This window comes from Streptomyces sp. NPDC060000, assembly GCF_042737375.1.
GTDB lineage: Bacteria > Actinomycetota > Actinomycetes > Streptomycetales > Streptomycetaceae > Streptomyces.
The window spans coordinates 60,274-85,900 of record NZ_JBHWUU010000008.1; the positions used below are offsets into that span (position 1 = coordinate 60,274).

Annotated in this window: 15 protein-coding genes and 1 pseudogene; 6 read left to right on the top strand and 10 right to left on the bottom strand. The window is 69.6% G+C overall.

Features of this window, described 5'->3' with window-relative positions:
• Nucleotides 1-430: 430 nt before the first annotated feature.
• Together ACFWBB_RS06900 and ACFWBB_RS06905 are read left to right on the top strand one after the other, a co-directional pair.
• Nucleotides 431-1,738, top strand: a complete 1,308-nt coding sequence (locus ACFWBB_RS06900) for a condensation domain-containing protein (RefSeq protein ID WP_385267886.1) — start codon at nt 431-433, stop codon at nt 1,736-1,738.
• A gap of 63 nt (nt 1,739-1,801) precedes the next feature.
• Entirely contained in the window at nt 1,802-2,320 is a 519-nt protein-coding gene (locus ACFWBB_RS06905; RefSeq protein ID WP_385267888.1) for an RNA polymerase sigma factor, read from the top strand.
• A gap of 99 nt (nt 2,321-2,419) precedes the next feature.
• Here the strand turns inward: ACFWBB_RS06905 and ACFWBB_RS06910 are convergent, their stop codons facing one another.
• Nucleotides 2,420-3,100 (bottom strand): PAS domain-containing protein, encoded by a 681-nt coding sequence (locus ACFWBB_RS06910; RefSeq protein WP_385267890.1) that lies wholly within the window; start codon nt 3,098-3,100, stop codon nt 2,420-2,422.
• A gap of 688 nt (nt 3,101-3,788) precedes the next feature.
• Between ACFWBB_RS06910 and ACFWBB_RS06915 the strand changes: the two genes are divergently transcribed.
• Nucleotides 3,789-5,135, top strand: coding sequence for a helix-turn-helix domain-containing protein (locus ACFWBB_RS06915; RefSeq protein ID WP_385267892.1), 1,347 nt, complete (start codon nt 3,789-3,791; stop codon nt 5,133-5,135).
• A gap of 298 nt (nt 5,136-5,433) precedes the next feature.
• Here ACFWBB_RS06915 and ACFWBB_RS06920 read toward each other — a convergent pair whose 3' ends face one another.
• Together ACFWBB_RS06920 and ACFWBB_RS06925 are read right to left on the bottom strand one after the other, a co-directional pair.
• Nucleotides 5,434-5,928 (bottom strand): hypothetical protein, encoded by a 495-nt coding sequence (locus ACFWBB_RS06920; RefSeq protein WP_385267894.1) that lies wholly within the window; start codon nt 5,926-5,928, stop codon nt 5,434-5,436.
• Nucleotides 5,928-6,191: a hypothetical protein gene (locus tag ACFWBB_RS06925; protein WP_385267896.1), complete on the bottom strand. Its 264-nt coding sequence runs from the start codon at nt 6,189-6,191 to the stop codon at nt 5,928-5,930. Before ACFWBB_RS06925 ends, ACFWBB_RS06920 begins: the two co-directional genes overlap by 1 nt.
• A gap of 30 nt (nt 6,192-6,221) precedes the next feature.
• Here ACFWBB_RS06925 and ACFWBB_RS06930 point away from each other — a divergent pair.
• Nucleotides 6,222-7,019 (top strand): annotated as a pseudogene (locus ACFWBB_RS06930) (IS256 family transposase); the annotation flags it as partial.
• Between the two features lie 158 nt (nt 7,020-7,177).
• On the opposite strand, the gene ACFWBB_RS06935 reads toward ACFWBB_RS06930, so the two are convergent.
• The 4 genes from ACFWBB_RS06935 to ACFWBB_RS06950 form a co-directional block, all read right to left on the bottom strand.
• Nucleotides 7,178-7,417: a hypothetical protein gene (locus ACFWBB_RS06935; RefSeq protein WP_385267898.1), complete on the bottom strand. Its 240-nt coding sequence runs from the start codon at nt 7,415-7,417 to the stop codon at nt 7,178-7,180.
• The gene (locus tag ACFWBB_RS06940) at nt 7,414-8,244 is read right to left on the bottom strand and encodes a tyrosine-type recombinase/integrase (RefSeq protein WP_385267900.1); all 831 of its coding nucleotides are present in this window, start codon (nt 8,242-8,244) and stop codon (nt 7,414-7,416) included. Before ACFWBB_RS06940 ends, ACFWBB_RS06935 begins: the two co-directional genes overlap by 4 nt.
• Nucleotides 8,245-8,937: 693 nt before the next feature.
• Entirely contained in the window at nt 8,938-9,495 is a 558-nt protein-coding gene (locus ACFWBB_RS06945) for a hypothetical protein (protein ID WP_385267902.1), read from the bottom strand.
• The gene (locus tag ACFWBB_RS06950; RefSeq protein ID WP_385267904.1) at nt 9,492-19,073 is read right to left on the bottom strand and encodes a polymorphic toxin-type HINT domain-containing protein; all 9,582 of its coding nucleotides are present in this window, start codon (nt 19,071-19,073) and stop codon (nt 9,492-9,494) included. Before ACFWBB_RS06950 ends, ACFWBB_RS06945 begins: the two co-directional genes overlap by 4 nt.
• Before the next feature lie 667 nt (nt 19,074-19,740).
• Here ACFWBB_RS06950 and ACFWBB_RS06955 point away from each other — a divergent pair.
• Nucleotides 19,741-21,711: a tachylectin-related carbohydrate-binding protein gene (locus ACFWBB_RS06955; RefSeq protein ID WP_385267906.1), complete on the top strand. Its 1,971-nt coding sequence runs from the start codon at nt 19,741-19,743 to the stop codon at nt 21,709-21,711.
• 333 nt (nt 21,712-22,044) lie between these two features.
• A complete protein-coding gene (locus tag ACFWBB_RS06960; RefSeq protein WP_385267908.1) occupies nt 22,045-24,012 on the top strand; it encodes a tachylectin-related carbohydrate-binding protein in 1,968 nt (655 codons plus the stop codon).
• A 138-nt stretch (nt 24,013-24,150) separates the two neighbouring features.
• Here the strand turns inward: ACFWBB_RS06960 and ACFWBB_RS06965 are convergent, their stop codons facing one another.
• Genes ACFWBB_RS06965 through ACFWBB_RS06975 form a run of 3 tightly spaced genes read right to left on the bottom strand, consistent with a single transcriptional unit; the run spans nt 24,151 to nt 25,595 of the window.
• Nucleotides 24,151-24,303, bottom strand: coding sequence for a hypothetical protein (locus ACFWBB_RS06965; protein WP_385267910.1), 153 nt, complete (start codon nt 24,301-24,303; stop codon nt 24,151-24,153).
• A complete protein-coding gene (locus tag ACFWBB_RS06970; protein WP_385268029.1) occupies nt 24,300-24,962 on the bottom strand; it encodes a TIGR02679 domain-containing protein in 663 nt (220 codons plus the stop codon). The genes ACFWBB_RS06965 and ACFWBB_RS06970 overlap by 4 nt, the downstream gene beginning before the upstream one ends.
• 24 nt (nt 24,963-24,986) lie before the next feature.
• Nucleotides 24,987-25,595, bottom strand: coding sequence for an SbcC/MukB-like Walker B domain-containing protein (locus tag ACFWBB_RS06975; RefSeq protein ID WP_385267912.1), 609 nt, complete (start codon nt 25,593-25,595; stop codon nt 24,987-24,989).
• Nucleotides 25,596-25,627: the final 32 nt, after the last annotated feature.

Consider the following 25,627-nt stretch of genomic DNA (forward strand, 5'->3'; position numbering starts at 1 on the left):
AGGCCCGGCCGGATCGGACGGGTGCGGCCACCCCCGTGCCGCCCGCGCGCGGCGTACGGCCGCACACCGGGCGCGGCCCACGGGGGGATACAAAGGCCGCACACCGGGGTCAGGGCGATCACGCCGTCTGCCCCGGTTTCACGGCACAGCACGTTGAGGCACCCGCACCGGCCGGGTCAAGGCGAACCGGCCCGCCGGCCGGCGATTCAGGGATTTCCCTGAAATCCGCCGGACCAGGGAGTGCGGACCGCTGCTCAACTTCTAGGGAAATCACGCGACTTACCCGCCCGGGGGGCCTCTGGGCTGGATTCCGCCGCGCTCCGCCGTGCACCCTCGAAAAGCCCCCGACCTCCCCGCGGACCACCGCGGCGGCAGACCCGTCCCGGGGCCCTGGACTTCCGGAACGAACGACGGAAAGAAGGCTGACGGCATGCACCGTGCGCTGTGTCCGGTCGAGACGCTCTACGTGGGCCAGAGAAGCAGGGCCGTGCTGTCCTGCACCCTGCGTGGACCGGTGGACGTCGCGGCACTGTCGGCCGCGTTCGACGCCACGACCGAGGCGAACCCGCCGCTGCGCTCCCGCATCGAACAGGACGGGGCGGGGCACGTGTTGCGCGTCCTCGATGCCGACGAGCGGCCCCGGATGATCACCCGGACCGGCGACGAGGCCGAGGCCTACGCGGCGGAGCTGAACAGGCCACTGCCGCTCGGAGGCCCCCTCAGCCGCGCCGTCCTGGTCAGCGCACCGGGCGGGGACAGCCACCTCTTCCTGCTGGTGATCGACCACACCATCACCGACGGCCACAGCAGCATCGCGCTGCACAACGCCCTGTGGGACCGCTACCGGCAGTTGGTCGAGGGGGGCACCGGCGAGAGCACCGATCCGGAAGGCCCCCGCTGGCCGGAGCCGGTGAGCCGGCTGCTGCCTGCACTCGACGACGCCGACACGGCGAAGTACCTGGACGGCCGCCTGGAGGAGATACGGCGCCACCCGGTCGCACTGGTCCCCTACGACGCCGCCCCCGGCGAGGGGGCCGACGCCGGCGAGCACATCGAGGTCCGCAGGATGACCCTGGACGCGGACCTCACCTCACGGCTGCGCCGGACGGCGCGCGCCTCGGGCGTCTCGGTGCACGCTCTGATCTCCGCGACCCTTCTGGTGACGGCGAGACGGCGGCTGCCGGGGGACGACGGAGCCCGCACGCTCGGCTGTCTCTCCCCCGTCGACCTGCGCTCGCGGCTGTCCCCGCCGCTGCCCGCCACCGCCCTGGTCCCCGCGGTCACCACCCACCTGCAGACCCTTCAGGTGTCCGCAAGCTGCGAGCCGTTGGGGGTGGCCCGTGCCGTGCACGCCCGCCTCAGCGACTTCCTCTCCCGAGGCGACCACGTGCACGAGATGCGCATCACGCCGGAGATCCCCCGCAACCCCGCCCTGCAACTGGCCACGGTGATCGCCACCAACATGGGCGTGGTCCCGGGCCCGCGCCTGCCGGGCGGGCTGCGGGCCGTCGACGTACGGCTGGTCCCGGGCCGCGAGCACTACTTCCCGCAGGCCGGTCGCAGCCCCGTCATGGCCTGCGCCGTCTCCTTCGAGGGCCGGCTCAGTATCGAGTTCCCGCACTCCACCGCCTGCTACAGCCCTGACTTCATGAGGGCGTTCCGCGACGACGTGCGCGCCGGACTCCTGGCCTTCACGGATGCGGCCGAGCCCGGGCACGCCCTGGCCGCCACCGGCTGAGTACGACCGCCCGTTCGCCCCTCCCGACCCCGCCCGCCCGGCCGTAAGGAACCTCTGTCCGTCATGACGACCGTCAGCGAACTCCCCTCCCCCCTCACGCTGCTCCCCCGAGCCCAGGCGGGCGACGAGCACGCGATGAACCACCTGCTGACCGCCATCACGCCCTACGTCGCGCGTATCTGCCGGTCCATCACCCATGACGACGGCGCCGACGCCACGCAGGAGGCACTGCTCGCCGTCTACCGCGGCCTGGAATCCCTGCGCGAACCGGCGGCGTTCTACGGCTGGGTGCGCTCCGTGTCGGTCCGGGAGGCCGTCCGCACCGCCAAGCGCTACGGCGCGGAGAGCTGCTGCTCCGAGGTGGAGGCTCAGCAGGAGACCAATCCCATGGACGCGGTGTACATCAGCGACGTGCTGGAACGCCTGTCGCAGGCGCACCGGCAGGTCCTCACCCTGCGTGCCTACGGGCTCAACGAGGAGGAGATGGCCGAGGTGCTCGCCCTGCCCGTGGGCACCGTCCGTTCCCGTCTCTTCCGTGCCCGCCGCCGGTTCAAGGAAGCCTGGCAGCCCTCGGCGGCGTGAGGCCGGTCCGGCCCCTGCGGGGGCCGGGCCGTTACGACGCGGCCGTGGCGGTGTTTCCGCCACGGCCGCCGTGCGGGGCCCGGTAGGCCCCGTTCCGCACTACAGCACGCGTTCCGGGAGGACACGCGGGGGCCACTGCCCCGCGGCGAACATCCCGAGGGCGTGTGCCCGCGCCACGAGGGCGGGCCGGTTGGGCGCGTCGAAACGACGCAGCATCTGTCCGACGCGGTACTCGATGCCCTGGCGGCTCAGATACAGACGGGAGGCCAACTGCACCGTGGATTCGCCACTCGCCACACCCTCCAGAACCTGCGCGTCGAGGGCGCTGAGCACGGGCCCGCCGGTGACCGCTTCCGCCGTCCGGCGCAGGAGGACGACGACACCGACCATCCCCCCCGAGGGCTGCCTGACGGCGATGACGGTGATATCGGCATGGAAACTGCGGCCGTCGCCGTCCCGGCCTGTCACCTTCTGCTTGAATCTCTGGCTACGCCCCGAGGAAAGCACGGCAAATTGTTCCCGCAAATGGCCCGGGGCCGGGGAACGGACCAGTTCGAGGAGTCCGCGTCCGCAGATCTCGTCGGCGCTCAGGCCGAATTGGCGGGCGAATTCGGGTTCCGCGGCCGTGACCGCGAGGTCCCGCGGGGAGAGGTGGGCCGTACAGGTGGCCGCCGGGGTCACGTGGTCCTGCGCGGCGATCAGGTCGCGGCGGGCGGGAACAGCTGTGGCTGCGGTCTTCTTCTTGCTGGGCGAGGCGTCGGGGAAACTCGTGGTCGCCACGGACGTACCGTCCTTCTTCCTGCACGTGGGGGGCTGGGAAGGGTGTCACGGACGCGGAGCGGACCGATGCGCTGTACCTGGGTGTCGACGAGCGCCCGGTGACGGCACGCGCCACCTCGTCGGTGGCCGGGGCCGGAGTTCCGCGTCGTTCCCGGCCGGCGGCGGGCCCCGGAACCGGGATCGGGTCAGGTGAGCGGAGGGAGCGGTGCCGAGGCGACCGTCATCCGGGTCTGCTGGGCAACGTTGTCGTCACTGCTGTTCGAGCCCGAGGTGCGGTCCCGTCGACGGGCCGCCCAAGGGCCGGGCGGGCGACACGTAAGCCCTGCCGAGACGAGAAGCCCGTTCGGGCAGTTGGGAGCACGAAAACCTCCACGAGACGAAGAGAGGATCGTTTGGGGGAAGCCGCCTTCGAGATTAAAGGGAGACAACCCTTGAGACAAGAGTTTGCCAGGTGACCTCGGCAACGCGTCAACTCTTGTGCGAACGGGCCGAATCCGGGCCCCGCGAACCCCGGCACCAACAATCCCGACGGCCCGGGACGCTGCCCACTGGAATGCGCTTACCCGCCACGCCAAACGGCTTGTCGCCCCTTGCCGCGCTCCTTAAAGTGCTGACAACTCACATGCCCGATCGGGCAAGCGGAACCACGGATACCGTGCCGACCGGGCCACCGAACCCGAGGAGGGAGATGCTCGACCAGCCGCAGTTCGGCCGTCGGCTCAAAAGACTCCGGACCGCACGCGGCCTGAGCCAGGCCGACGTCGTCGGCGACGGCATGTCGACGGGACACCTGTCACGCCTGGAGTCCGGCGACCGGCGACCCACCGAGCGCACCGTGGCCTACCTCGCCCAGCGACTCGGCGTCGACGCTTCGGCCCTGACCGGCCCGCAGGACGGCAGGTCCCTGAGCGGAGTGCTGGCCGCCGTGGCCTCGGCGCCGCCCGGGACGGACAGCACCGCGGCGCTCAGCCGCGCGGTCGAGGACGACCCCGGCGAGGACCCCGCCGCCCGTTGGCAGGCCCTGTGGCTGCTCAGCCAAGCCGCCGATCGCGACGGCGACCACCAATCGGAGCGCACACGGCTGCTGGAACTCCTGGCGCTGAGCCGCTCGTTGGACGCCCCCGACCTCCACACCCGCTCGCTCGTCCGCTACGCGCGCTGCACACGGGCCATCGGCGACCTGCACACGGCAGAATCGGCGGCGACGGAGGCGCTCTCCCTCGCCCGCACCGCGCGCCTGTGCGTGCCCGACACCCTGGCCGCCCTGCTGGAGCTGATCAACAGTGAGACGGAACTCGGCCGGTGGGAGGCGGCCTCGCAGCACGTCGACGAGTTGGACCGCGATCTGCTGCCCCGGGCCTCTGCCCTACAGGCAGCCGAGGCCCTGTGGACGGCCGCTGTGGTCAGCAGCCGTAAGGGCGACGACGCGGCCGCCATGGCCCGGCTGAACAAGGCCCTGGGTCTACTCGAGGACGGCCGGGAGGACCTGACCGCGTGGGCCCGGCTGCGGACCGCCGCCGCCGCTGCGGCCCTGCAGATGTCACCGCCCCGGGTGGCCGCCGCGGAGGAGTGGCTGACAGAGGCCGCCTCCGTCCTCGATCTGACCGGCACGCCTGCGCAGCTCCAGGAACTGCACGCCCTCCAGGCTCATCTCGCCTTCGCACAGGGCCGGTTGGAGGACGCCGCCCTGCTCAGTCGGACCGTGCTGTCCGAGGAGGACCTGCGTCTCCCCTACCGTGACCGGGTACGGCTGTCGGTCCTAGACGGCCGGCTGGCGATCCACGCGGGCCGGGTCGAGGAGGGCGTCGCCGCGCTCCAACAGCTCGCACGACAGGCCACGCAGTCCAGGCACGTCGGCCTCGCCGCCCACGTCTGGCAAGCGCTGGCCACCGCCCTGGCTGCCTGCATCCACCCCTCCGGGGCGGCCCCCTGCCAAACGCGCCCCGGCCGGTCGGGCGGCCCGCGGTCCGTCAGCCGGCTGGGCACTCGCACCGGCGGGACGGACGGCATCGCAGAGAGCAGAGGGAAGCCGTGACGACGGCGCGATGGCCCACCGGCGCACAGGGCCTGGGCCTCGCGCCGAGCGGGCACTGATACCGGCCGGAGAGCCGCCCACGCGCCGCCGTTGTCTTCTTTCCGCAGATCTGCGTGAGACGCTCGATAGCGTCGTCCTGCGTGTCGTAGCCGGCTTCTTCACGTTGCTTGCCGAGAGCGTCCCGGAACCGAATCGTGTACGGGTGCGGTCACTTCACAGCCCGTGGGCAGGAGACCAGCCTCCGGCACCCGCGTTGCTGCGGCACTGCACGAGGGCCTCCCGGCGGCCAAGGCCTTCCTCACCCCTCGCCAAGGCCCGTGGCAAGGGCGGACCGGTAGTACTCCAGTCGTTCGTCGTCCTCGTCCACGAACTCCAGAATGTCGAACGCGGCCTCGGCGTGGCCTGACACGGCCTGGGCGTACAGCACCGAGATGCCCTCGTGCACCGCGGCGACGCACTCCTCCTCCAGGACGGGGCGACCGGCCTCGATCTCGCTTCGATGCGATTCCCCGGCCACGAGGTACTCCAGCATCCCCAGGAAGTGCCCCCTGACGGAGTCGTGCAGCTGCTCCCCCAGCGCCGTGAGTATCACCGGCACGGCGTGCGGGGCCACCTCGAAGAGCATGCTCTGCACCTCGAGGTGGTTCTCCAGCGTGTGCCCGATCGTCTCCTGCGCACTCCGGGCGTCCAGCAGCCTCCTGAACGACTCCGTCAGATGCGCACCCGACTGCCCGCAGCTGCAGCGCAGCGCGGACCAGTCGTGGCGTCGCAGTTCCAGGATCGATGCCCTCATCACTGCCCAATCATCCAGGGTCCTTCGGGGTCGTAAATGACGCTGTGGACGAAGTTGTCGGCGGGATAGTTGCCCTGGCAGGTCGTGCAGATCTCCTTCTCCTGGAGAATCTTGCCGTTCCCATCGCCGAAGTCCTCCCGTCGGATCGCCCTCGTGAAGACGACGTCGTCCGCATCCCAGCCTGTGTGGTCGAGGATGTTCGGCTCGGCGCAACTGCCGTTGCCCGAGCAACCCACCGCGATGTCCCCCGTCTTCTTGTGCACCGCCGCCGTGTAGGTACGGGACTTCGCCCCGCGTTCCGTTCCCGGCCCCTGGACCACGTCCGCTTCCCGTACGTCTATCTGGACGCGACCTACTGCAAGGCCCGGGGCGAGCACCAGATCGTGTCCCGGGCCGTGGTGATCGCCACCGGGATCACCGAGGACGGCGGCCGGGAGGTGCTGGGCGTGATGGTCGGCGACAGCGAGACCGAGGTGTTCTGGACCGAGTTCCTGCGTCACCTGCGCGAACGCGGTCTGACCGGGGTCCGGCTCGTCATCGGCGACCACCACTTGGGGCTGGTCAAAGCCATCCGCAAGGTCATGCTCGGGGGCGCGTACCGGCGCTGCAGGGTTCACTTCCTGCGCAACGTGTTCAGCGTGATCAACAAGGAAGCCGCCGAGATGGCCGCCGCCACGATCCGCACGATCTTCGCCCAGCCCACCGCGGATGTCGTCCGCACCCAGCTCGACACCGTCGCCGACATGCTCGGCACACAGTTCCCCAAGGTCAAAGACATGCTGCTGGAGACGAAGGACGACCTGACCGCCTTCGCCGCCTTCCCCGAGCGGCATTGGAAGAAGATCCAGTCCACCAACCCGCTGGAGCGGATCAACCGCGAGGTCAAGCGCCGCACCGACGTCGTCCAGGTCTTCCCCAACGACGACGCACTCCTGCGGCTGGCCACCGCCGTGCTCTTCGAACTGCACGACGAGTGGATCGCCTTCCCCCGCCGCTACCTGCCCGAGGGAAGCATGGATCAGCTCTACCCCGCCGAGCGCCCCGAAAGCGCCCCCGCGCTACCCAACACCACCAACACGACCGACGATTGATCGCCCTACACCACGTCAAGGGACACGACCGCACAACCCGACGCGTGATGTCTTTGACGGGCGCCCGCACTCCGAGACCCGGCAGTTGCTGACGCCGATCGAGCGCCAGTGCCGTTTGACGGTGGACACGAACTCCTCGAAGCCCTGCCCGCTGGCCTTCAAACGCTTCGCGCAACCCACACAGAGCCCATGGTCCTTCGTGTGGAAACGACCTTGTCGCAGCCCGTCACCAGACACTCCGGGCCGCCGAGCAGAGGATGATCACGGGGGAAGACCAACTGGCGCCCCTCCCCATCCCAGCTCATGAGCTGCTGGAACTCTGTGGTCACTGCCCCCATGAGAGCACCGGTGACGTCGTCCAGCTCTGCTGGCAGGTTCTCGACCAGAGCGCTCGTCATCGATCGCCCTCCTTGGCGTTCACACGCGGAAGAGGCACCCGCTCAACGGCCTCTCGAAGACGCGATGGTTTGGGATGCAGGTAGGGTCCCGGCGATTCCGCGCTCTTCTGCCCGAGCAGTGCCTGGACCTCGTCCAGTTTGCCGCCGGCATCGGCGACATTGCTGGCCATCGCATGCCGACACATCCGGGGGCCGATCTTCCGGCCCAGCCCGGCCCGCCGGGACAACGACTCACACAGTTCGCCGATCGCGTCGGTCGTCATCGGCGCCCCGTAGGGCGGCCGGAACAGGTTGACCAGCAGGAAGTCGCTGCCGCCGGCGCCCAGGCGCTCGTGGCGTTCCAGCGCGTACTGGTCGAATGCCTGGACTACGAGGAAGTCGACCGGCATGGCCCAGGACTTCTTCGACTTGGACCAGGCGCGGTTCTCGTTCTCACGCCGGATGACGTGCACGTGGGCGCCCTCTACGTCGCAGCCCAGCGTGCGGGAGTCCATCAGCAGATGCGGATCACAGCGGCGCAGGCCCGCAACCTGCCCGGGGCGTAGTCCGACCCGTGACAGCAGCAGCAGGATAAGCCGGTCGCGGGCGGAGCGGCCCTGCAAGAACATGGCGACGATCTCGTCGTCGCTAGCCCGGTCGATGGCGGTCTCGGGCTCTTGGAGCCGGTGGCGAGCCCGCATCCGGTAACGCATGGCGCCGCTCTCGCCGCGAGCCTCCTGGGGCAGGTCGCGGTCGTCGGCGAGCTCGTAGATCTGCTCCAACACCCATGTCGGAGCGGCCTTGTTCACGACGGCATGCACCAGGAACATGCGGACGGCAGTGAGCACCTTGTTGATCCGGCTCTCGCCCCGGACCGGCTTCGTGCCCGGGCCGGGCACCACCAACCCGCCGCTGACCGCCGTTTCCCGGGGTCCACTTCAGCCAGAGCATGAACAGCCCAATGTCCCGGGCGGCGGTCCGCCACTCCCCCTTGGTGGTCGCGCACCACGCCAGGAACAGCACCACGGCCTCGGCGTACGCCTTCGTCGTCGTCTCCGCCCGTCCCCGGGCCAACCTCAGCTCCCGCAGGAAGCAGTCGGCTTCCTCCACCACTTCCAACTCGTCGTCCACCACGGTCCAGTACCGGGTGCCTGACGGCAGCTGTGCAGGGAATGCACGCACTGGTACCCCTACTCCACAAGTCGATCGCAACGATCCACCGCAGAGCCGCACCCCCTGAGAACCGTCGCAACCTCCCCAACGAGAGAACTCCGTACGACGTCACACCACAGCCGGGGAACCCCAAGAGAACGGCGCAAACTCCCACCGCGCCAGCGTGCCCCGGTCGCTCTGACGGTCCCAGGTCGCGTCGGCAAGGTCGTCGATCACGCGGGGAGGCTGCCCTCATCACAGCTCGGACAGTTCTCGATGCCACTCGTCGGAGGGGCGGTCCGGGAAGACCGCCCCTGACACGCCATCAGCCCGCTGCACTCCCCGACGATGCCTCCGACCGGGCCAGACAGCGAGACGCTGCTGGAGTATCAGGGCATATGCCCGTCGCGTAGAACTTCCTGGGCCTCTTCCAGGGCCTCGCTGGAGACGCGCCGCAATTCGCCTTCGAATCGCGAGATCGAAAGATCGAGGAACTCAATCACTTCCTGCGACGAGTCGGCCAACTGAGGAATCATGAAGCAGACCTCACGGAAAAGCTCGACGTCCTCCCCGTCGGCCTCCCGGAGAATCTCCGGGAGGAGATCAAGAATTCTTTTCCTGCAGTACTCGGCAACGTCCACCAGGACTCCACCGACGATTACTTGGAGTCCCGGAGACCTGGCGTTGAGGATCGACTCAAGCAAGGCGAGGGAGTCGGGACTAAAACCCCCTCCGGACTCTACGTGCTCCGCGATGACGTCGACACACGGAGCAGCCGCGCTATACAGATGCCCCTGATTGGCAACCTCGCAGTAGAGCAGCCCGCCTGCACGTTTGCGCTCCTCTGCATCTCTCCCGAGCAGTCGCCCGAGGTGCTGTCGAAGTTGACTCGAGGGAACACTCAGGGTGGTAAGGGATTCCCAATCCCAGTCTTCGGATATTTTCACTCCAGATCGCTCTCCCATTCAGTTCCAGGCGCGAACTGATCGCGAGTGGTCCGACTCTCGCAGCGCTGGCACACAGGGGCAGGGGTTCGCTTCAACGGGCGAAGCGGCACGCTATAGACGATGTCTTCCGGGTTCGCACCTCTTGCGACAAGATCGGCTCGGCAGATATCTTCCGCACAGAAAGCCCCGTCTCCCGTCCTCTTCATGCCCACTGCTACGTTCCCGGTTTTCCGGTCGACAGCGGCAGACCCCATGGCGAATTCCCGAATTTTGGAGCGAGACATTGTCGAATGCATCTCGTCGAGCTTGGCGGCCAGTGCCCGGTTTGCCTTCTCTGAGGCTTCGCCGTAGCTGAGCTTACAATTGTGAACGAGCGTCGAGGTCGCGCCCGCCGCCACGTAGTACGTGTGTGCCGTGTCGACCGTCAGGTTGTAGACCGCTGCCTGCTGCGTCCAGGCGCTGACCGCGTCGACCTGGACCCAGGTACCGGAGCCGGTCTGGAGCCACTGGCCGGGCTTGAGTTCGCCGGCCTTCAGCCACTTCTTCAGGTCCGGCACCCAGAAGGGGTGGCCCTCGGTCGCGGTGATCGTGTCGGTGGCGTCGCCCTTGTCACCGTCCGTGTCGATGGTGAGCTTGACGAGGTGCTTCTCGCCCTTGCCCTCGATCGTGTCGGTGACCTTCTGCTTGGACGTCCTGCCGGTCGTCGGGTCGGTGGCGAGGACCTCGTCGCCCTCCTCGACCTTCTCGATCGGTTTGCGACTGCCGTCGGCCATCACGACTTCGGTACCGGGTACGAAGCTGTTGGCGCTGGCGAGAGAGGCCACGTCCCGGGCGGTGGAGACGCACTCCCCCACCGACTCGGCCTCTTCGAGGACCTTCTTCCCCTTCTTCGCCGCCTTCGCGATCTCGTCCGCGTACTTCGCCGCCTTCGCCGCCATCCGGCCGGCCTTCGCCGCCCGGACCGCCGCCGCGCCGGCGCCGCCCAGGACGATGCCGCCCACCGTCGCCGCCGCCCAGGCGCAGGACTCCATGTCGCCCGTGGTGACGCAGTTCTTGATGTCGTTGAAGCCGGTGACGTCACCGACGACGTTGCCGACCGTCTTGACGTCGTCCCAGACCTCGCCCCAGTCGACCGCGTCCGAGACGGTCTCCACGACGCTGCCGGCCTGCTTGACGACCTCGTCGCGGATGGCGTCCGCGGCCCTGGCGGCATCGGCGACCACCTGGACGGCCGCTCCGACGACGATCGCCGGAAGGTTCGGGTCGGCCGTGACGATCGCCCTGCCGACGGCGATCAGGGGCTTGGTGGCCGCGAGGACCGCCGGGATCGGGTTGTGCTGCGCCGCGAACGAGGCCGCCTGTCTGGCCTTCTTCGTGACGTAGACCTTGGCCTGGTAAGCCGCTCTGGCGGCCTGTCTCGCCTTCTCGCGGGCCCATTCGGTGACGCCCGTCTTCTGACCGGCCCACTTGACGGCGTTGACGGTGGCGTCGACGACCGTCTTCAGACCCGACTTCCGGTAGACCCAGTTGGCGGCCTTGCCGACGTAGCTCAGAGCCAGCTTGAACGCTGCCCCCGGGTTGTTCCACGCCCACTGCACACCGTGCCAGACCGACTGGGCGGTCTTGGAGACGTAGCTCATGCCCTGGTGGAGCTTCTTGCCCGTCCAGCTCACGGCCTTCTTGCACCAGCCGCAGCTCGGCCAGTGGCCGTCCGGGTCGGTGTAGTCCAGCGGGGCGCCGGCGCCGTAGGTGTAGCGGTTGGCCAGGATCGAGGCGCCGGAGCTGTAGATGTACGAGTCCTGGGAGTCGAAGGTGCCGGTCCCCGGGTCGTACCAGCGGGACTGCATGTCGACCTGGTCGGTGTCCGGGTCGGTCCAGTCGCCCTGGTAACCCACGTTGCCGTGCATGTCGGCCGTGCCGAGCACCTTGCCGAACGGGTCGAAGGCCGTCGACTCGTCCAGGGCGGACGCCGCGCCGTTCGCCGCGGACATGCTGCCGACGACGTCGCCGTGCTTGTCCTCCAGCGTCAGCTGAGCCGCGCCGCCGTTCCCGGCGATCGACAGGAGCTCGTCCGCCGCGCCGCGGCCGTATGTGGAGTTCTGGTCCTTGACCGGGTCAGGTGCGAAGCCCGCGTAGGAGAAGTCCGCGCCGTTGCGGTCCGCTATGCGGTCCAGCGAGTCGTACGTGTACTGCGTTGCGGACTCGCCCGCCTTCACCAGCCGGTCGAAGGCGTCGAAGGTGAAGTCCTCCTTCAGACCGGAACTGGTGCGCGACGCGAGCGTTCCGCGTGACGTGTAGTCGTAGGTGTAGTCGCCGTCGGACAGGAGCCGGTTGCGCTCGTCGAAGGTGGCGCTCTTGCTGCCGTTCTTCACCCGGTTGCCGCTGTCGTCCCAGCCGTACGCCGTCGTCGTGCCGTCGGCCGTCCAGGAGGTGAGGCGGCCGGCCTGGTCGTAACCGTAGGTGTTGGTCCCGGCCTTGGCGGTGCCGACCGTGGTCTTGGAGGCCAGCCGGTCGTCGGTGTCGTAGCCGTAGTCGGTCGAGGCCATGGTCTGGCCGGCGCTGTTCTTCAGCGTGTCGGTGTCGAGCCGGCCCAGGTCGTCGTAGGTGAAGCCGCGGGACTGGCCCGCGCCGTAGTCGACCTTCTTGATCGCGCCCGCGCCGTCGTAGGTGTAGCTCTGCCGCACACCGGTCAGCGGGTCGGTCGCCGAGGTCAGCTGCTGCCTGGCGTAGCTGAAGCCGGCGGTGCCGGCCGCGTCGGTGCGGCTGGTGAGCAGGCCGTCGCTGTCGTAGGTGTACGTCGCGTCGCCGGACGGGCCGGTCGCCTTCAGCAGTGAGCCCCGGTCGTCGTACTCGTAGGTGTCGTCGCCCTTCGGGGAGGAGGCCCCGACCAGCCGGCCCGCCGGGTCGTACCGGAACCGCTTCTCGGGGGTCGTCACAGCGGCGCCCGTACCGGTCTCACGGATTCGCTGCCCCGCCTTGTCGTACTCGCGCTCGCGCACCACGTTGCCCGGCGCGGTGAGCTTCACGGGCTCGCCGTCGGCGTCGTACGCGGTCGTCCAGGTACGGGCTGCCGCGGACGGGTCGCGGGCGGTCACCGGCTCGATCACCGACTCGGCGAGGCCGAGCGTGTTGACGGTGTAGATCGTCGAGTTCCCGCGGCCGTCCGTGTAGCGGGTGCGGTTGCCGAGCGCGTCGTAGCCGAAGGACGTGGTGATGGACTTGGTGTCCGAGACCGGCTCGGTCTGGCTGGTCAGCCGGTTGAGGGCGTCGTACGCGTACGTCGTCGTACGGTTCAGCGGGTTGGTCGACGTGACCAGGTTGCCCGCCTTGTCATAGGTGTAACTGACCTTGCGCAGCTGGCTGTTGAACGGGTCCAGGTCCTGGTCCTGGACGAGCTGGCCGAGCTGGTCGTAGATCTTCGCCGAGGCACGGCCCATACCGTCGGTGCGGCGCACCTCGCGGCCCGAGGCGTCGTAGCCGAGCTGGGTGATGACGCCGCTCGGCTCCTGCAGCCTGGTCAGCTGGCTGAGGCTGTCGTACGTGAACTGGCCAGCGGCGCCGCTCGGCGAGGTCTGCTTCACCACGTTGCCCGCGTCGTCGTACTCGTTGCGGGTGGTGAAGGCGCCCGGCCGCGGCTTGCGCTCGATCTGGGTGGTGGTGACCGGGCGGTCCAGGTCGTCGTAGGTCGTCTCGGCGCGGGCGCCGTTCGGGTCCGTGACGGACAGCACCTCGCCGGTACGGGTGTACGTGTACTTCCACTGGCCCCGCTCGTCGCCCGTGCCGACGGGCACGTCCTTCACGGTGAGCCGGTTCTGGCGGTCGTACTGGAACTTCGTCACGCGGCCGAGCGGGTCGGTGCTCTCGGTGACGTTGCCGAGCGCGTCGTACTTGTTGGTGACCGTCGGGGCGACGGTCTCGGTGGAGCCCGGCGCCGTGTAGGAGGGCGCGGTCCCCGTGACCGCGCGGCCCAGCCGGTCGTAGGCGGTGCGGTTGACGTTCCCCAGCGCGTCGACCGACTCCGTGACCGCACCGAAGGTGTCGTGACCGGTGAAGGTGGTCGGCCGGGTGGTGGCGGGCGTGCTGCCGCCGGACTCGGTCCGGACGGCGGGCGCGGTGACGGATACCGCCTGGCCCAGCTCGTCGTATCCGTACTCGGTCTTGTTGCCCGCCGGGTCCGTCTTGGAGGTGGTGAGCCCGCGGTCGTCGTAGGTGTAGCCGGTGGTGCGCGAGTCGGTGCCGTTCTCGACCGTCTCGGTCAGGACGTTGCCCGAGTCGTCGTACTCGTAGCGGACGGAGTCGCCGCTGACGCTCACCGGCCAGGGGACGTTGGAGGGGGAACCGCTGGAGGCCGTCGTCAGCACGTTGCCGGCGAGGTCGTAGGTGTACGTCGTGCGCCGCGCGAGTCCGTCGGGGTCCATGACCTCGGACTTCACCCGGCCGACCGGGTCGTACGTGTACGCGGTGACGAGCTTGCCGTTGCCGCTCGTCTCGGTCAGGACGTTGCCCGCGCCGTCGTAGGTGTTGGACTCCACGACGATGTCGCGCTTGGTGCCGTCGGGGTTGTGGAAGTCCTTGAGCGTGATCGACTTGACCAGGTCGTCCCCGTAGTACTGGTACATCAGCGAGCGGCCCATCGAGTCCGTGTGCCGGACCAGCCGGCCGCCCATGTCGTAGGCGTACGACTGCAGGACGGTGTAGCTGTCGTCGCCGCCGTCGTCGTCCCAGTCGCGCAGCCGGGTCTCGGCCATCATGTTGCGCGCGGTGTAGACGTAGTCGAACTGGTTGCCGCCCGCGTCCACCATCGACGTCTTGTTGCCGAAGACGTCGTAGGCGTACGAGGTCTCGTCGCCCTCGGCGTCGGTGACCCGCTCCGGGCGGCCGTGGTCGTCGAGGTCGAAGGTCATCACGCGCGTGGCGTCGCCGCCCAGCAGGTCGCTGATCTCGGTGCGCACCACGTTGCCGTCGGCGTCGTAGTCCGTGGTGGTCCGCTGCTGGTGCTTGCCGGAGGTGACGGCGTTGGTCGCCGCCGGGTCGGTGAGGGTGTGGACCCGGGAGAGCTTGTCGTAGGTGAAGGTGGACGTCGTGCCGGCCGGCTGGGCGTCCGTGACGACGGTCTCGGCGATCTTGCGGCCCAGCGCGTCGTACGTGTACTTGGTGACGCCGCCGGACGGATCGGTCACCCAGGCCAGGTCGCCGTTCTTGTAGTACTGGTAGCGGGTGATCTTGCCGCGCGGGTCGGCGGTGGTCAGCGGCAGGCCGGTGGGCGTGTTGCCGCCGCCGATGGCCGGCTCGGCGCCGGTCGTGTAGGTGTTCCTGGCCGTGCCGCTGTCGGGCGCCGTCTGGGTGAGCAGCGCGCCACTGGTGTTGTACGTGTACTTGGTGAGGAAGCGGTTGTCGGTGGGGCCGGTCGAACGGCCGTCGCGGGTCTCGGACGGCTGGTCGCCCCGCAGGTCGAAGTCGCCGGCCGGCGTCGGGTAGGTGGTGTACGAGGTCTGGCAGTCGCCGGCCGAACGGCAGGTCGTCCGGCTGGTCACGTTGCCGCGGTCGTCGTAGCCGAGGGTGACCTTCTCACCGTTCTCGCTGGTGATCCCGGTCTGGAAGCCGTTGTCGTCGTAGGTGAAGGAGCGGATGGCGACACCGTCGACCGGGTACCGGATGAAGTCCGGCCCGTCGCCGCCGTGACCGGGCGGATTGGTGCAGAAGGCCGGGTCGCCCGGGTCGGGCTGGGTGCAGACCTGGCCGGGGTCGGTCGGCGACGGGGACGGGGCCGCGGTGACGGACTCCCGGGCGCCCAGCGCCATCGGCTCGCCGTAGCGCAGCTGCCGCGACGACAGCCCGTCGTACTCGTAGAAGTACGGGGCGTCCATCGGGTCGCGCACCTCGACGGTGCGGCGCAGGTCCCTGTCGTTGCCGAAGACCGCGGGCGTGCCGATCTCCCAGGTGCCGCCGTTGCGGTCGGTGTACTCCTGGACGCGGTCGCGGGTGGTGTCGTACTGGACCTCGGAGGCGATGCGGCCGCTGGGCAGTGTCGTCTTCGTCAGGACGTCGGCGGTGCGGCCGCCCTCGCGGTAGTGGGCGGCGACGGCCGCCGTTCCCAGCGGGTGGTGGTAGACGGCGACGTCGTCGACGGTGCCCGCGAAGGACTTGGCGGCGGCGGAGCCCCAGCCCGGCCAGGAGGCGGGCCCGGTGGCGTAGGCGGCGCCGATCTGGTTGTAGGTGAGGTTGGTCTGCAGCGGCTGCTTGCCCGCGAGGGTCCCGGAGAGCTTGCCGTCCAGATAGAGGCTCTGGGTGGAGCCGGACATCGACAGCACCGCGTGGTGCCACTGGCCGTCGTTGACGTTCTTGGTGATGTCGGTGATCGGCCCAGCCGTGCCGGTCCAGAACTGGCCGCGGAGCTTGCCGTCGGTGCCCACGTAAAGCATCGGGACACCGGTGCCGGGTGTGGTGCCCCAGGCCTTGTCCTGGTAGCCGGCGAGCGGGCCGCCGACGCCGCCGGCGATCGTCTTGAACCACACCTCCACCGCTTCGTCACGGCTCTTCTTCAGTGTGCCGGCGGGCAGGTCGACGCGTGAGGTGGCGCCGTCGAAGGACGCGGCGGTGCCGGGGTCGCCGGTGATCGCGCCGGCGGCCTTCAGGGTGACGTTCTGGTAGGTTCCGCGGTCCTTGCCGAGGTTGGCCTCGTTGGCGCTGTTGGCCGCGGTGCCCTCCTCCTCACCCAGGCGCCAGTAGGACTCGGGGCGGGAGTCGAGCACGGTGGTGGCGTAGTGGCTGCCGGTACCGTAGCCGTACTGGGTGCAGCCGTTGAGCGGGTCGCAGACCTTGTCCAGCAGATCGCCGGTGTAGCTGTACGCCCAGGCCAGCGGGGCGCCGTCGACGGCGGTCGTCTGAACCCTGGTGACATGCGCGCCGGTCCAGGTGAAGGTCAGTGAGCGGGAGGTGCGGTTGTTCGTCGCGGTCGCCAGCTTGCCCGCGCTGTAGGTGTAGGTGACCGAGTTGGAGTACGCGTCGGTGATCCTGGCCAGGAGACCGGTCGTGCTGAAGTCGTACGTCGTACCCGACTTGTCCTGCAGCGTGTAGGTGCCGGCCGTGGAGTCGAAGGTCAGCTTGGCGAAGCGGCCGGGCGGTGGGGCGTACGTCCCGTCCGCGTTCTTGCCGAAGCGGACGTCCTGCCCGTCGGGGTAGCGGATGACGACGTTGCCGCTGCCGTCGTCGTCCGGCGTGAGCCGCATGTCGAAGCGGGTCGTCCAGCCTGCGCCGAAGGCGAGGTCACGCCGGGGATCGAGGCTGTTGTACGTGCGGATCACCGTCAGGTCGGGACCGACGCCGGCGAGGGACGCGTCGGTCGCGCTGGAGGTGAAGTTGCCGACGTTGGGGTCGAACTCCTTGCCCTGCGCACCGGAGAGCCGCGAGGTGATCTCGGGCTGCGGAACGGTGGCGACCAGCGCCACTTGCTGGGTGGGCACCTCGTTGGACGCGTCCTTGACGAAGCCACGCCACAGATAGGTCTTGCCCCACTTCAGCCGGCCGGAGGGCACCGGGTACGCAGAGCTCGTCTGATAGGCGGAGGTGGTGCAGGCGGTCGGCTTGCCGGCCTTGTCGGACTCGCAGATCTCGAACTTGTACTGGAGCGTGGAGCCGGGGGGCGCGTCGATGTCGGTGCCGGCCGCCCACAGCTGCGGGGTCAGGGTCTGGGCCTGGTAGCCGTTGGGCGGGGACTGCTCCTTGACCACCGGCGCGATGTCGAAGACCTGGATGGTCAGGCGGCCCGGCGGCACCTGCTCGTCCGTGAAGACCTTGCCGCCCTGGCGCACCATCGTGAAGTCGAGCATGTAGACGCCCGGCGGGAGTGCCTTGATGGTGGCGTCGACCGTCGCCTTGGCACCGTGGGCCACGTTGCCGGTGAGGCTGCCCGCACGCTGCTGCGTGACCAGCTTGCCCTTCTTGTCATAGGCGCGGTAGGCGAGGTAGTAGGTGGACGGCGTCCAGGTCTCGGCGCCCTTGTTGGTGACGGCGACCTTGACCTTCCCGGCCTGGTTCTGCAGCACCGGCGGGTCGGGGACCGGCTTGGGGAAGCTGTAGGACGCGTTGTACGGGGAGTGCGTGACGTACAGCTTGGGCGGGTTGGCCGTGGCATGGCCGGTGAACTTCTTGAACGCGAGCGAGTCGGTGGCCGAGGCCCGCAGGGACAGGCCGTAGTTGGCCTGGGTGCCGTTGACCCAGCGCTGAACCAGGTCACGGCCGCCCTTGCCGAGGTCGAAGAGCTCACCGGCGGTGGGGCAGGCGGACTGCGACTGGCCGAAGCCTATATAGCCGTAGGCGAAGGACTTCGACGCGAGGGCGCCGCCGACCGAGGGGCCGGGGTAGGCGGTGCCGGTGCCGGCGGTCCACGGCCCGGTCACGGGGTGGACGGAGACGGAACGCGGCTTGCAGGAGGCCGAGTCGAAGTTCACGACCTGGAGCTGCACACCGAAGATCTGGTGGTACCTGAGCTCCTCGTCGAGGCCGGGGAAGCCGAGGTAGGCGGCGGAGGCACCGTCCGGGCCCTTGCCGACCTGCAGTTCGCTGGAGCCGACGACGGAACCGCCGCTGCGGACCGTCATGGAGGTGGAGGCGGACGTGGTGTCGACGGAGGGGTCGATGCGGACGGGGTAGGCACGGGCCGGGTCGGCGAGCCAGTCCCGGTCGGCGGTCACCTTCAGCGCCTGGCCGCCGCCCTGCCGCTGGACGAGTTCGTACGTCACGGCGTGCGAGACGGCGTGGGCGGTGTCCTCCATGAACCCGGCCGGAATGACGGCGCGGGTGCGGCCCTTGGCGTCGGTCAGCAGAATCGATCCGCCGTCGGCCTGGGCGGTGAGGCCCTCGAGGTGGAGGGGGAAGACGAAGCTGTTCGGGGCGGTGGCGGACTTCAGGACGAGGGTCTCCTTGACCCCGCCGGCTTGCGAGTCGAGCCAGAGGTCGGTCCCGGGGAGCACCTGCTCGTAAGCGACGCGGGCACCGTCCGCGGTGCCCGCCACAGAGGCGGCGCCGCTCAGCCCGTAGCCGAAGGACTCACCGGACGGCAGGGTGACGGAGGCGAGCTCTCCGGCGTCGGCCTGCTCGGCCAAGCGCAGGTCCACGGAGTCGGCGGCGTTCACCCAGCCGCCTCCCTGCTCGACCAGTTCGCTGTCGATGGGCCGCCAGACCCCGTGCTCGTCCCGGTAGTTGATCGGATCGGTGGAGATCTCGCTGGTGCGGGTGCCGTCCTGGTTCGCGTACGTACGGCTGCGGGCGTCCCGCTCCGAGACGATCTCCTTGCTCGTGCTGCGGTCGAAGCCCTTGACCTGCGCGGGGGCCGGCGTGGTGACTTCAACCGCGTTCTTGCGGACCGTGGGCCGGGCGGCGGAGGGACTCTTCAGCGGGTACTTGGCTCGCAGAGACCGCGGCGCGTCGTCGTTGCGCTTGCCCCCCGCTAAGTGGCTGAGGCCCTCGGCACTGCCCCAGCGCTGGCCGGGACCCTCGGCGGCGGCCGGCTCACCCGGGAAAAGAGGGATCCCCGCGCCCGCCACGGCGAGCGAACAGACGGCGATCACCGCTGTCACGGCGAGTGCGACGGCCTTGCCCCAACGTGAACGCAGGAGTCTTGACACCACGAACTTGCGCGCGAGTATCCGGTACGTCGGCACGGCCCCCCCAGGACGAAAAAACGATCAGAGGGGAGCCTGACGGGTCGTCGGAGCCTTTGTCGACTCTTTGCCCAGTCCATTCATCTGAGCGTTATCCCATCGTGATCATCTCCCTTCGGCCCCGAACGTAGGCTTCCTGACCGCCACTTACGGATCGGGCTCACGGGGGCTTCCGCCGGAAGCCACGAAACGGGCTGCCCCGGGGCGCTTTGTTCGACGGAAGGACACAACGAATCCACATGGCATTAACTCCCTACCACAGAGACGGCCGACCGATCTCAGTGACAGCGGCCGGTGAGCTTCTTCAGCGCACGAGGGCCGATTCGCTGACCGGTTCGGCCTTCTCCCCCTGCCCAGAGGGTGGGCACGGGCCGAGGGCCGTACGGAAACGTGCTCGCCGGCCCGGACGGTTCACGACTGACGGCACCTGCTGGGCGCACCGCACGGGATCCGCGGGACGTACCCCCCGGCACATTGGCACCGACCTCGCGCCCAGCGCCCTGCGCGCCGACGACGGGGCCCTGGCCCGCGCTGCGCGCAGCCTGCCCGCCGCCCGCTGACACCCCCTCTGAAAGGACCGGCCATGACCTTCTTCTCGCACGGCGGAGCCACTCGCCTCACAGCCATGGCGGCCGCCGCGGCGGCCGCACTGCCGCTGCTCATCGCCGCGCCGGGCACGGCGCACGCCGCCGATGCCGCGACCTGCAGGACCAACGGCCCGACGTACGGCGTGAACAGCGCCGGCTCCCTGCTGGAGTACAAGCTCAAGTCGCCCGTCAACGGCGCAGGCGGATACGCCAGCCCCACCACGATCGGCTCCAGCTGGAACAACTATCCGCTGGTCATCTCCGGCCCGGACGGTAAGTTCTACCTGCTCAAGTCGGACGGCACCTGGTACGGCCGACGTGACGTCAGCACCGGCACCTGGGCAGTGAGTCCTCGGAAGATCACGACCGCGTTCGGCTGGCTCGCCGATGCCGCGGACCGCAACCAGGTGACCGTGGACCGCTCCGGCCGCATGTGGGTGCTGCTCGACAACGGCAGCCTGTACTCGTACAAGTACGACGGCTCGGGCGGCGCCTGGACGCCGGCCGACACGAGTTCCCTCCATGACACGGGCTGGAACCGCTACGACCTGATCACCGCCGCGGACGACGGTGTGATCTACGGCCGTGCCGCGTCGGACGGCAAGCTCTACCGCTCCCGCTTCGACACCACGAGCCAGCGCTGGATCGAGCGCCACGTGCTGGTCAGCTCCAGCGACTGGCGCCAGTTCAAGAGCATCACGTCCAACGGCGGCGACACCCTGATGGGTGTCCAGAGCTCCACCGGCCAGCTCTTCTACTACCGCTTCGACGAGAACACCAGGACCTGGCCGGTGAACCGGGTCGAGATCGGCACCGCCGGCTGGCAGAACCTGCTCAGCGTCTCGGGCGCTCCGGACAACTGTGGCATCGTCGCAAGCCATACGCCCGCGTCCCCCGCCCTCCCACTCGAGTCGTACAGCCGGAGCTCGGTGATGCAGTCCTCCACCGGGTCCATCGAGTTCGCCTACACCGACAACATCGGCCGGCTCGTACACGGACGCATGGCCGACCCGTCCGACGTCAATGGCGTGCAGTGGACCACCGTCTCCGGCAACGAGGCCTTCACCGGTCAGCCGTCGCTCGTCGAGCAGGCGGACGGAAGGGTCTCGGTCACCGCGCACAACACCTCGGGCAGCGTCTGGCAGCGCAACCAGGTCGCCAAGTCCAGTGCGGACTGGGCGGCCTGGAACGACCAGGCCGGAGCCATGCAGCAGCATGCCACCACCGCGAAACTGCCCTCCGGGCAGCTGGTGCAGTTCGCGGCCGACGCGAACGGCGCACCCTGGTACCGCCTGCAGGCCGCGGCCAACGGCGACTTCCTGGGCTGGCTGCCGCTGTCCGGAACCGGCTTCTCCGGCCCCTTCACGGCCGTGACGGTGCGGGACGGCCTCCAACTGTTCGGCAAGAACGCCTCAGGCGTCCTGAGCACCGCGCTGTTCAAGGCGGACGGCACACTTTCCGCCTGGGCTTCGCTCGGCGCGCAGGCCGTCTCCGGCACCCCGTCCGCCGTGGTCTACCCCGGTTACCGCATCCGCCTCTTCGCGACCGACGGGAACGGCAACGTCATCACCGCCTCCCAGTCCGCCGAAGGCGGAGCGTACGGCGACTGGAGGCAGCTCGCCGGGCTCACCGCGCAGGGCTCCCCCAGCGCCGTGATCTCCCCGCTGACCGGCCTCACCGAGGTCGTCGTCCGCGGCACCGACGGCTACATCCACAACACCGGCGAGACCACCCAGGGCAGCGGAGTGTGGCGCACCTGGCAGCAGACCAGCTTCGAGACCTCCGCCACCGAGCCCACGGCCGTCACCTACACCAACGCCAACGGCCCGACCTGGGCGTACTCCTTCCGCACCGCGGACAACCAGACCCGGTTCTACGCGGTCCAGCAAACCGCGTCCCTCTCCACCATGAAGGCCGCACAGGAGGCCCCGGACTTCACCGGACGCGACCTGCCCATGGCTGACTGACACCGCCCCGCACCCCGCAGGTGATCACCGCGTCCGGGGAGGGGCATCCCACCTCCCCGGACGCGCCCACCTCCCGTTCACCTGGCACCCGTGTCAGGGGCGGAAGGCCGCCCGCTACCCGAACGCTGGTCGAGCGGTGACCATGCGGCCCGTACGGCGTGCCTGCGGGCAAGTCGCCCTACCCGCACCTGGCAGTCAAGTTGATATTCCGTCAACTAGGCATGAATTACGGCCGGTTGATTGCACCGTTCACTTTCAAGATCCGTTATGGGAGATCATTGTTCACCTGGTTGAAACGGCAGCGTTCACCGTCGGACGCTTAATGTCCATGTCATGAACCGGATTTCACCTCGCGCACTGATCTCCGCCACTGCTCTGGCCACGGCCCTGGCGACCGCCCTTCCGCTCGCCGGCGCGCTGCCCTCGGCCACCGCGGCGGCCGCCGTGTCGCTGACCTGCGGCGCCAACGGGGCCACATACACCCTCGACTCCGCCGGCAAGCTCAACAGAACCGACATGCCGGACCCGGCAGTCGGCAATGCCCTGCCCGCCGGCAGCACCATCGACACCACCTGGACCGGCTACGGCCATATGCTCGCCGGTCCCGGAGCGACCTTCTACGGCATCAAGTCGGACGGGCTGTACTACAGCCACCGGGTGAGCTCCAGCAGCACCTGGGACGTCCACCACCGGAAGATCAGCTCCAGCTTCACCCAGTTCAGGGCCGCCGACCGGATCGACGACATCACCATCGACCGCGGCGGCTACATATGGACGCTCTCCGGCACCACCAACGACCTGCGCTGGTACCGCTACGACGCGACCGCCGACGAGTTCGTCGAGGGCAGCGGCAAGATCGTCGACATGGGCTGGAACTACGACGCCATCTACGCGGGCGACCGCGGCGTCATCTACGGCCGGGACGCGACCGACGGCAAGCTGTACCGCTCGCGCTACGACTACACCAGCCAGCGCTGGATCGAACGCCATGTGCTGGAGTCCGCCGCCGACTGGAGCGACACCAAGTTCATGCCGTCGTACGGCGGTGACACGGTGTTCCGCGTCAAGGGCAGCGGCGCGGTCGCGTACTACCGCTTCGACGAGGACATCCGCGACTGGCCGGTCTACAACAAACAGGTGGAGGCGTCCGGCTGGGCCGGCTACGTCTCGGTCTCGGCGGCGCCCGACATCTGCAAGCTCAACGTGAACCACACGCCCGCGGCCACGCCGGTGCCCCTGGAGTCGTACACCCCCAACTCCGTCATGCAGGCGTCGGACGGCAAGCTGGAGCTCGCCTACACCGACAACATCGGCCGCCTGGTCCACGGCCGCACCGACCCGGCCGACATCAACGGCGCCCAGTGGACGGTGATCTCCGGCCAGGAGGCCTTCACCGGCCGGCCCTCGCTCTCCGCGCACACCGACGGCCGTGTCGTCGTCACCGCCCACAACACCTCCGGCAGTGTCTGGCAGCGCAATCAGACCGCCGTGAGCAGCGCCGACTGGGGCAACTGGATCGATCTGGCCGGCGCCGTGCAGCAGCACGCCGTCACCGGCAAGACCCCCACCGGTCTCATGACCCAGTTCGCCCTCGACGCGAGCGGCAAGCCCTGGTACCGCATCCAGCAGCGCGCCAACGTCGACTTCATGGGCTGGATGCCGCTGTCCGGCACCGGCTTCACCGGCCCCCTCACCGCCGTCACCGTGCGCGACGGCATCCAGCTCTTCGGCAGAAAGGCCGACGGCACCCTCTCCACCGCCCTCTTCAAGGAGGCAGGCACGCTCTCGGCATGGGCCGCCATCGGCACCCAGGCCATCACGGGCACCCCTTCGGTCATCGTCTACCCCGGCTACCGGATGCGCGTCTTCGCCACGGACACGGGCGGCAACGTGGTCACCACCGCCCAGTCCGCAGAGGGCGGAGCCTACGGGACCTGGCAGACCGCCGCCGGCGTCACCGCACAGGGCTCCCCCAGCGCCGTGGTCTCCCCGCTGACCGGCCTCACCGAGGTCGTCGTCCGCGGCACCGACGGCTACATCCACAACACCGGCGAGACCACCCAGGGCAGCGGCGCCTGGCGCACCTGGCAACAGGTGAGCTTCGAAACATCGGCCACCGAGCCGACCGCCTTCACCTACACCAACCCCACCGGCCCGACCTGGGCCTACACCTTCCGCACCTCCGACAACCAGACCCGCATCTACCAGGTCCAGCAGACCTCTTCGCTCAGCGCGATGCGCGCCGAGGCCGACGCGCCGGACTTCCAGGACAGCAAGCTGCCCACCCCGCCGGCCAAGTGACCACACCGTAGGGGGCCCTGGCGGCCCGCCGGTCGGCACGCCCCCCGCCTCCACCGCCGCCCGTTCTGCCCTGCTTCCTTCCGTCTGTCGGCACGGGGACGGGGCAGGCAGGGCGGCGGTCTGCTCACGGCCAGGGCCTCACCGCACCAGAAAGGTCTGCGCCGCCGTGTCCCGGCTACGCAACAGGCCCTCGGCGCCGCCCTCGTCGCGCTGCCCCTGATCGTCCTCGGAGCCGTCGCTCCGCCTGCCGCCGCCGGCGGTTGCTGCCGGCCACGAAGGGCTCGCTCTCATCCAACTGCCGTCCCACGGGGGGCTCGACCCCGTGCGCCAGCGCGATGCCGCGCTGTACCAGCCGGGACAGCAGGGTGCCGTGGGCCGAGCCGGTGGCGCGGGTGGGCCAGTTCGCCGCGGCCCCAGGAGGCCGGGGTGAGGCGTGGGTCCGTGCCGGGGAAGAGCATTGCCAGGATCCGGACGGCCTGGGTGATGACGGTGGTCGCGGTGTGCGCGTCCTGGCGGGCGAGTGTGCCGCCGCGTCGTATCTCCTCCAGCCACTGTGCCGTCCAGGGCTGAGCCGACAGCGACGTGGCTTCCAGCTCGGCCTGCGCCGTCGACCACGCACGGGCCCGTTCGGCCGCCGCCGCGTCGCGGACCGCCCGCCCGTCGGTCGGCGGTGGGCCCAGTTCCTCCGGCGTCGAGGCCAATCCCCGTCCGACCGCGCTGGCGCGCAGGCGGGTGTCCGGGTCCGGCAGGCGGATCGTGGCGGTGAGGCCGGTGATCGGTCTGGCCAGGAGGAGGGACAGCGCCTCGCGCTCCTGTGCGTCCAGGCGCTCGAGTCTGATGGTCCCGGCTGGGTTGGAGGCCGTTGCGTTCGAGACGGATCCGTGCGGCCGTCCAGAGGCGCGTGAGGCCCGGTCGGGTGAGAAACGCGAGGGCTTCTGCGTCCGGGGGATGTTCGTGGGCTCGTTCGGTTCCGGTCATACCGACGTCAGCCTCCGCTGCCGCCCGTTCCACGTGTAGTGGAGCGTGGCCACTCCCCTTACGTGGGGGTCGCGCAGGCACTCGTAGATGTGGAGGGACGGTACGTCGGGCCAGTTGCCGATCAGTCGCTCACTGGTGAGGACGAAGTCGAGGTCCAGGTCGACCAGAATGCGGCCGAGGCGGGCGTGCGTGGGCTCGTCCACCTTGGCGAACGCGTCGTCGAGGAGGATGAGGCGGGGTGTGTGCGGGGCGGCGTCGGCGAGACTGGTGAAGTGCGCCGCCGCCGCGGCGAAGAGGACCAGGTAGGAGAGGACTCGTTGTTCGCCCTGGCCCGGGCCCGTCCGGCCGGAGAGTCTACGGCTGTTGCCCGGTGCCGCGTCGTTCACCACCCGGTGGTGAAGGCGAACCAGCCGCGGTAGTCCAGGGCGGCGCGCAGGCGGCCGCACAGCCAGCGGCGGGTCGGCGCGGCGGGCGTCCTCGGTACGGCGCTGGAGGACGTCGCGGAGTTGCTCGGACTGCTCACGGGTGCGCAGCCCGGAGAGGCTGCGCGGGAGGTCGACGGCCGCCTTGACGGCGGCTTCGACACCGTCCGCCAGCTCGAACACCGCCCTCACCTGGGTGCTTCCGGGACTGCTGG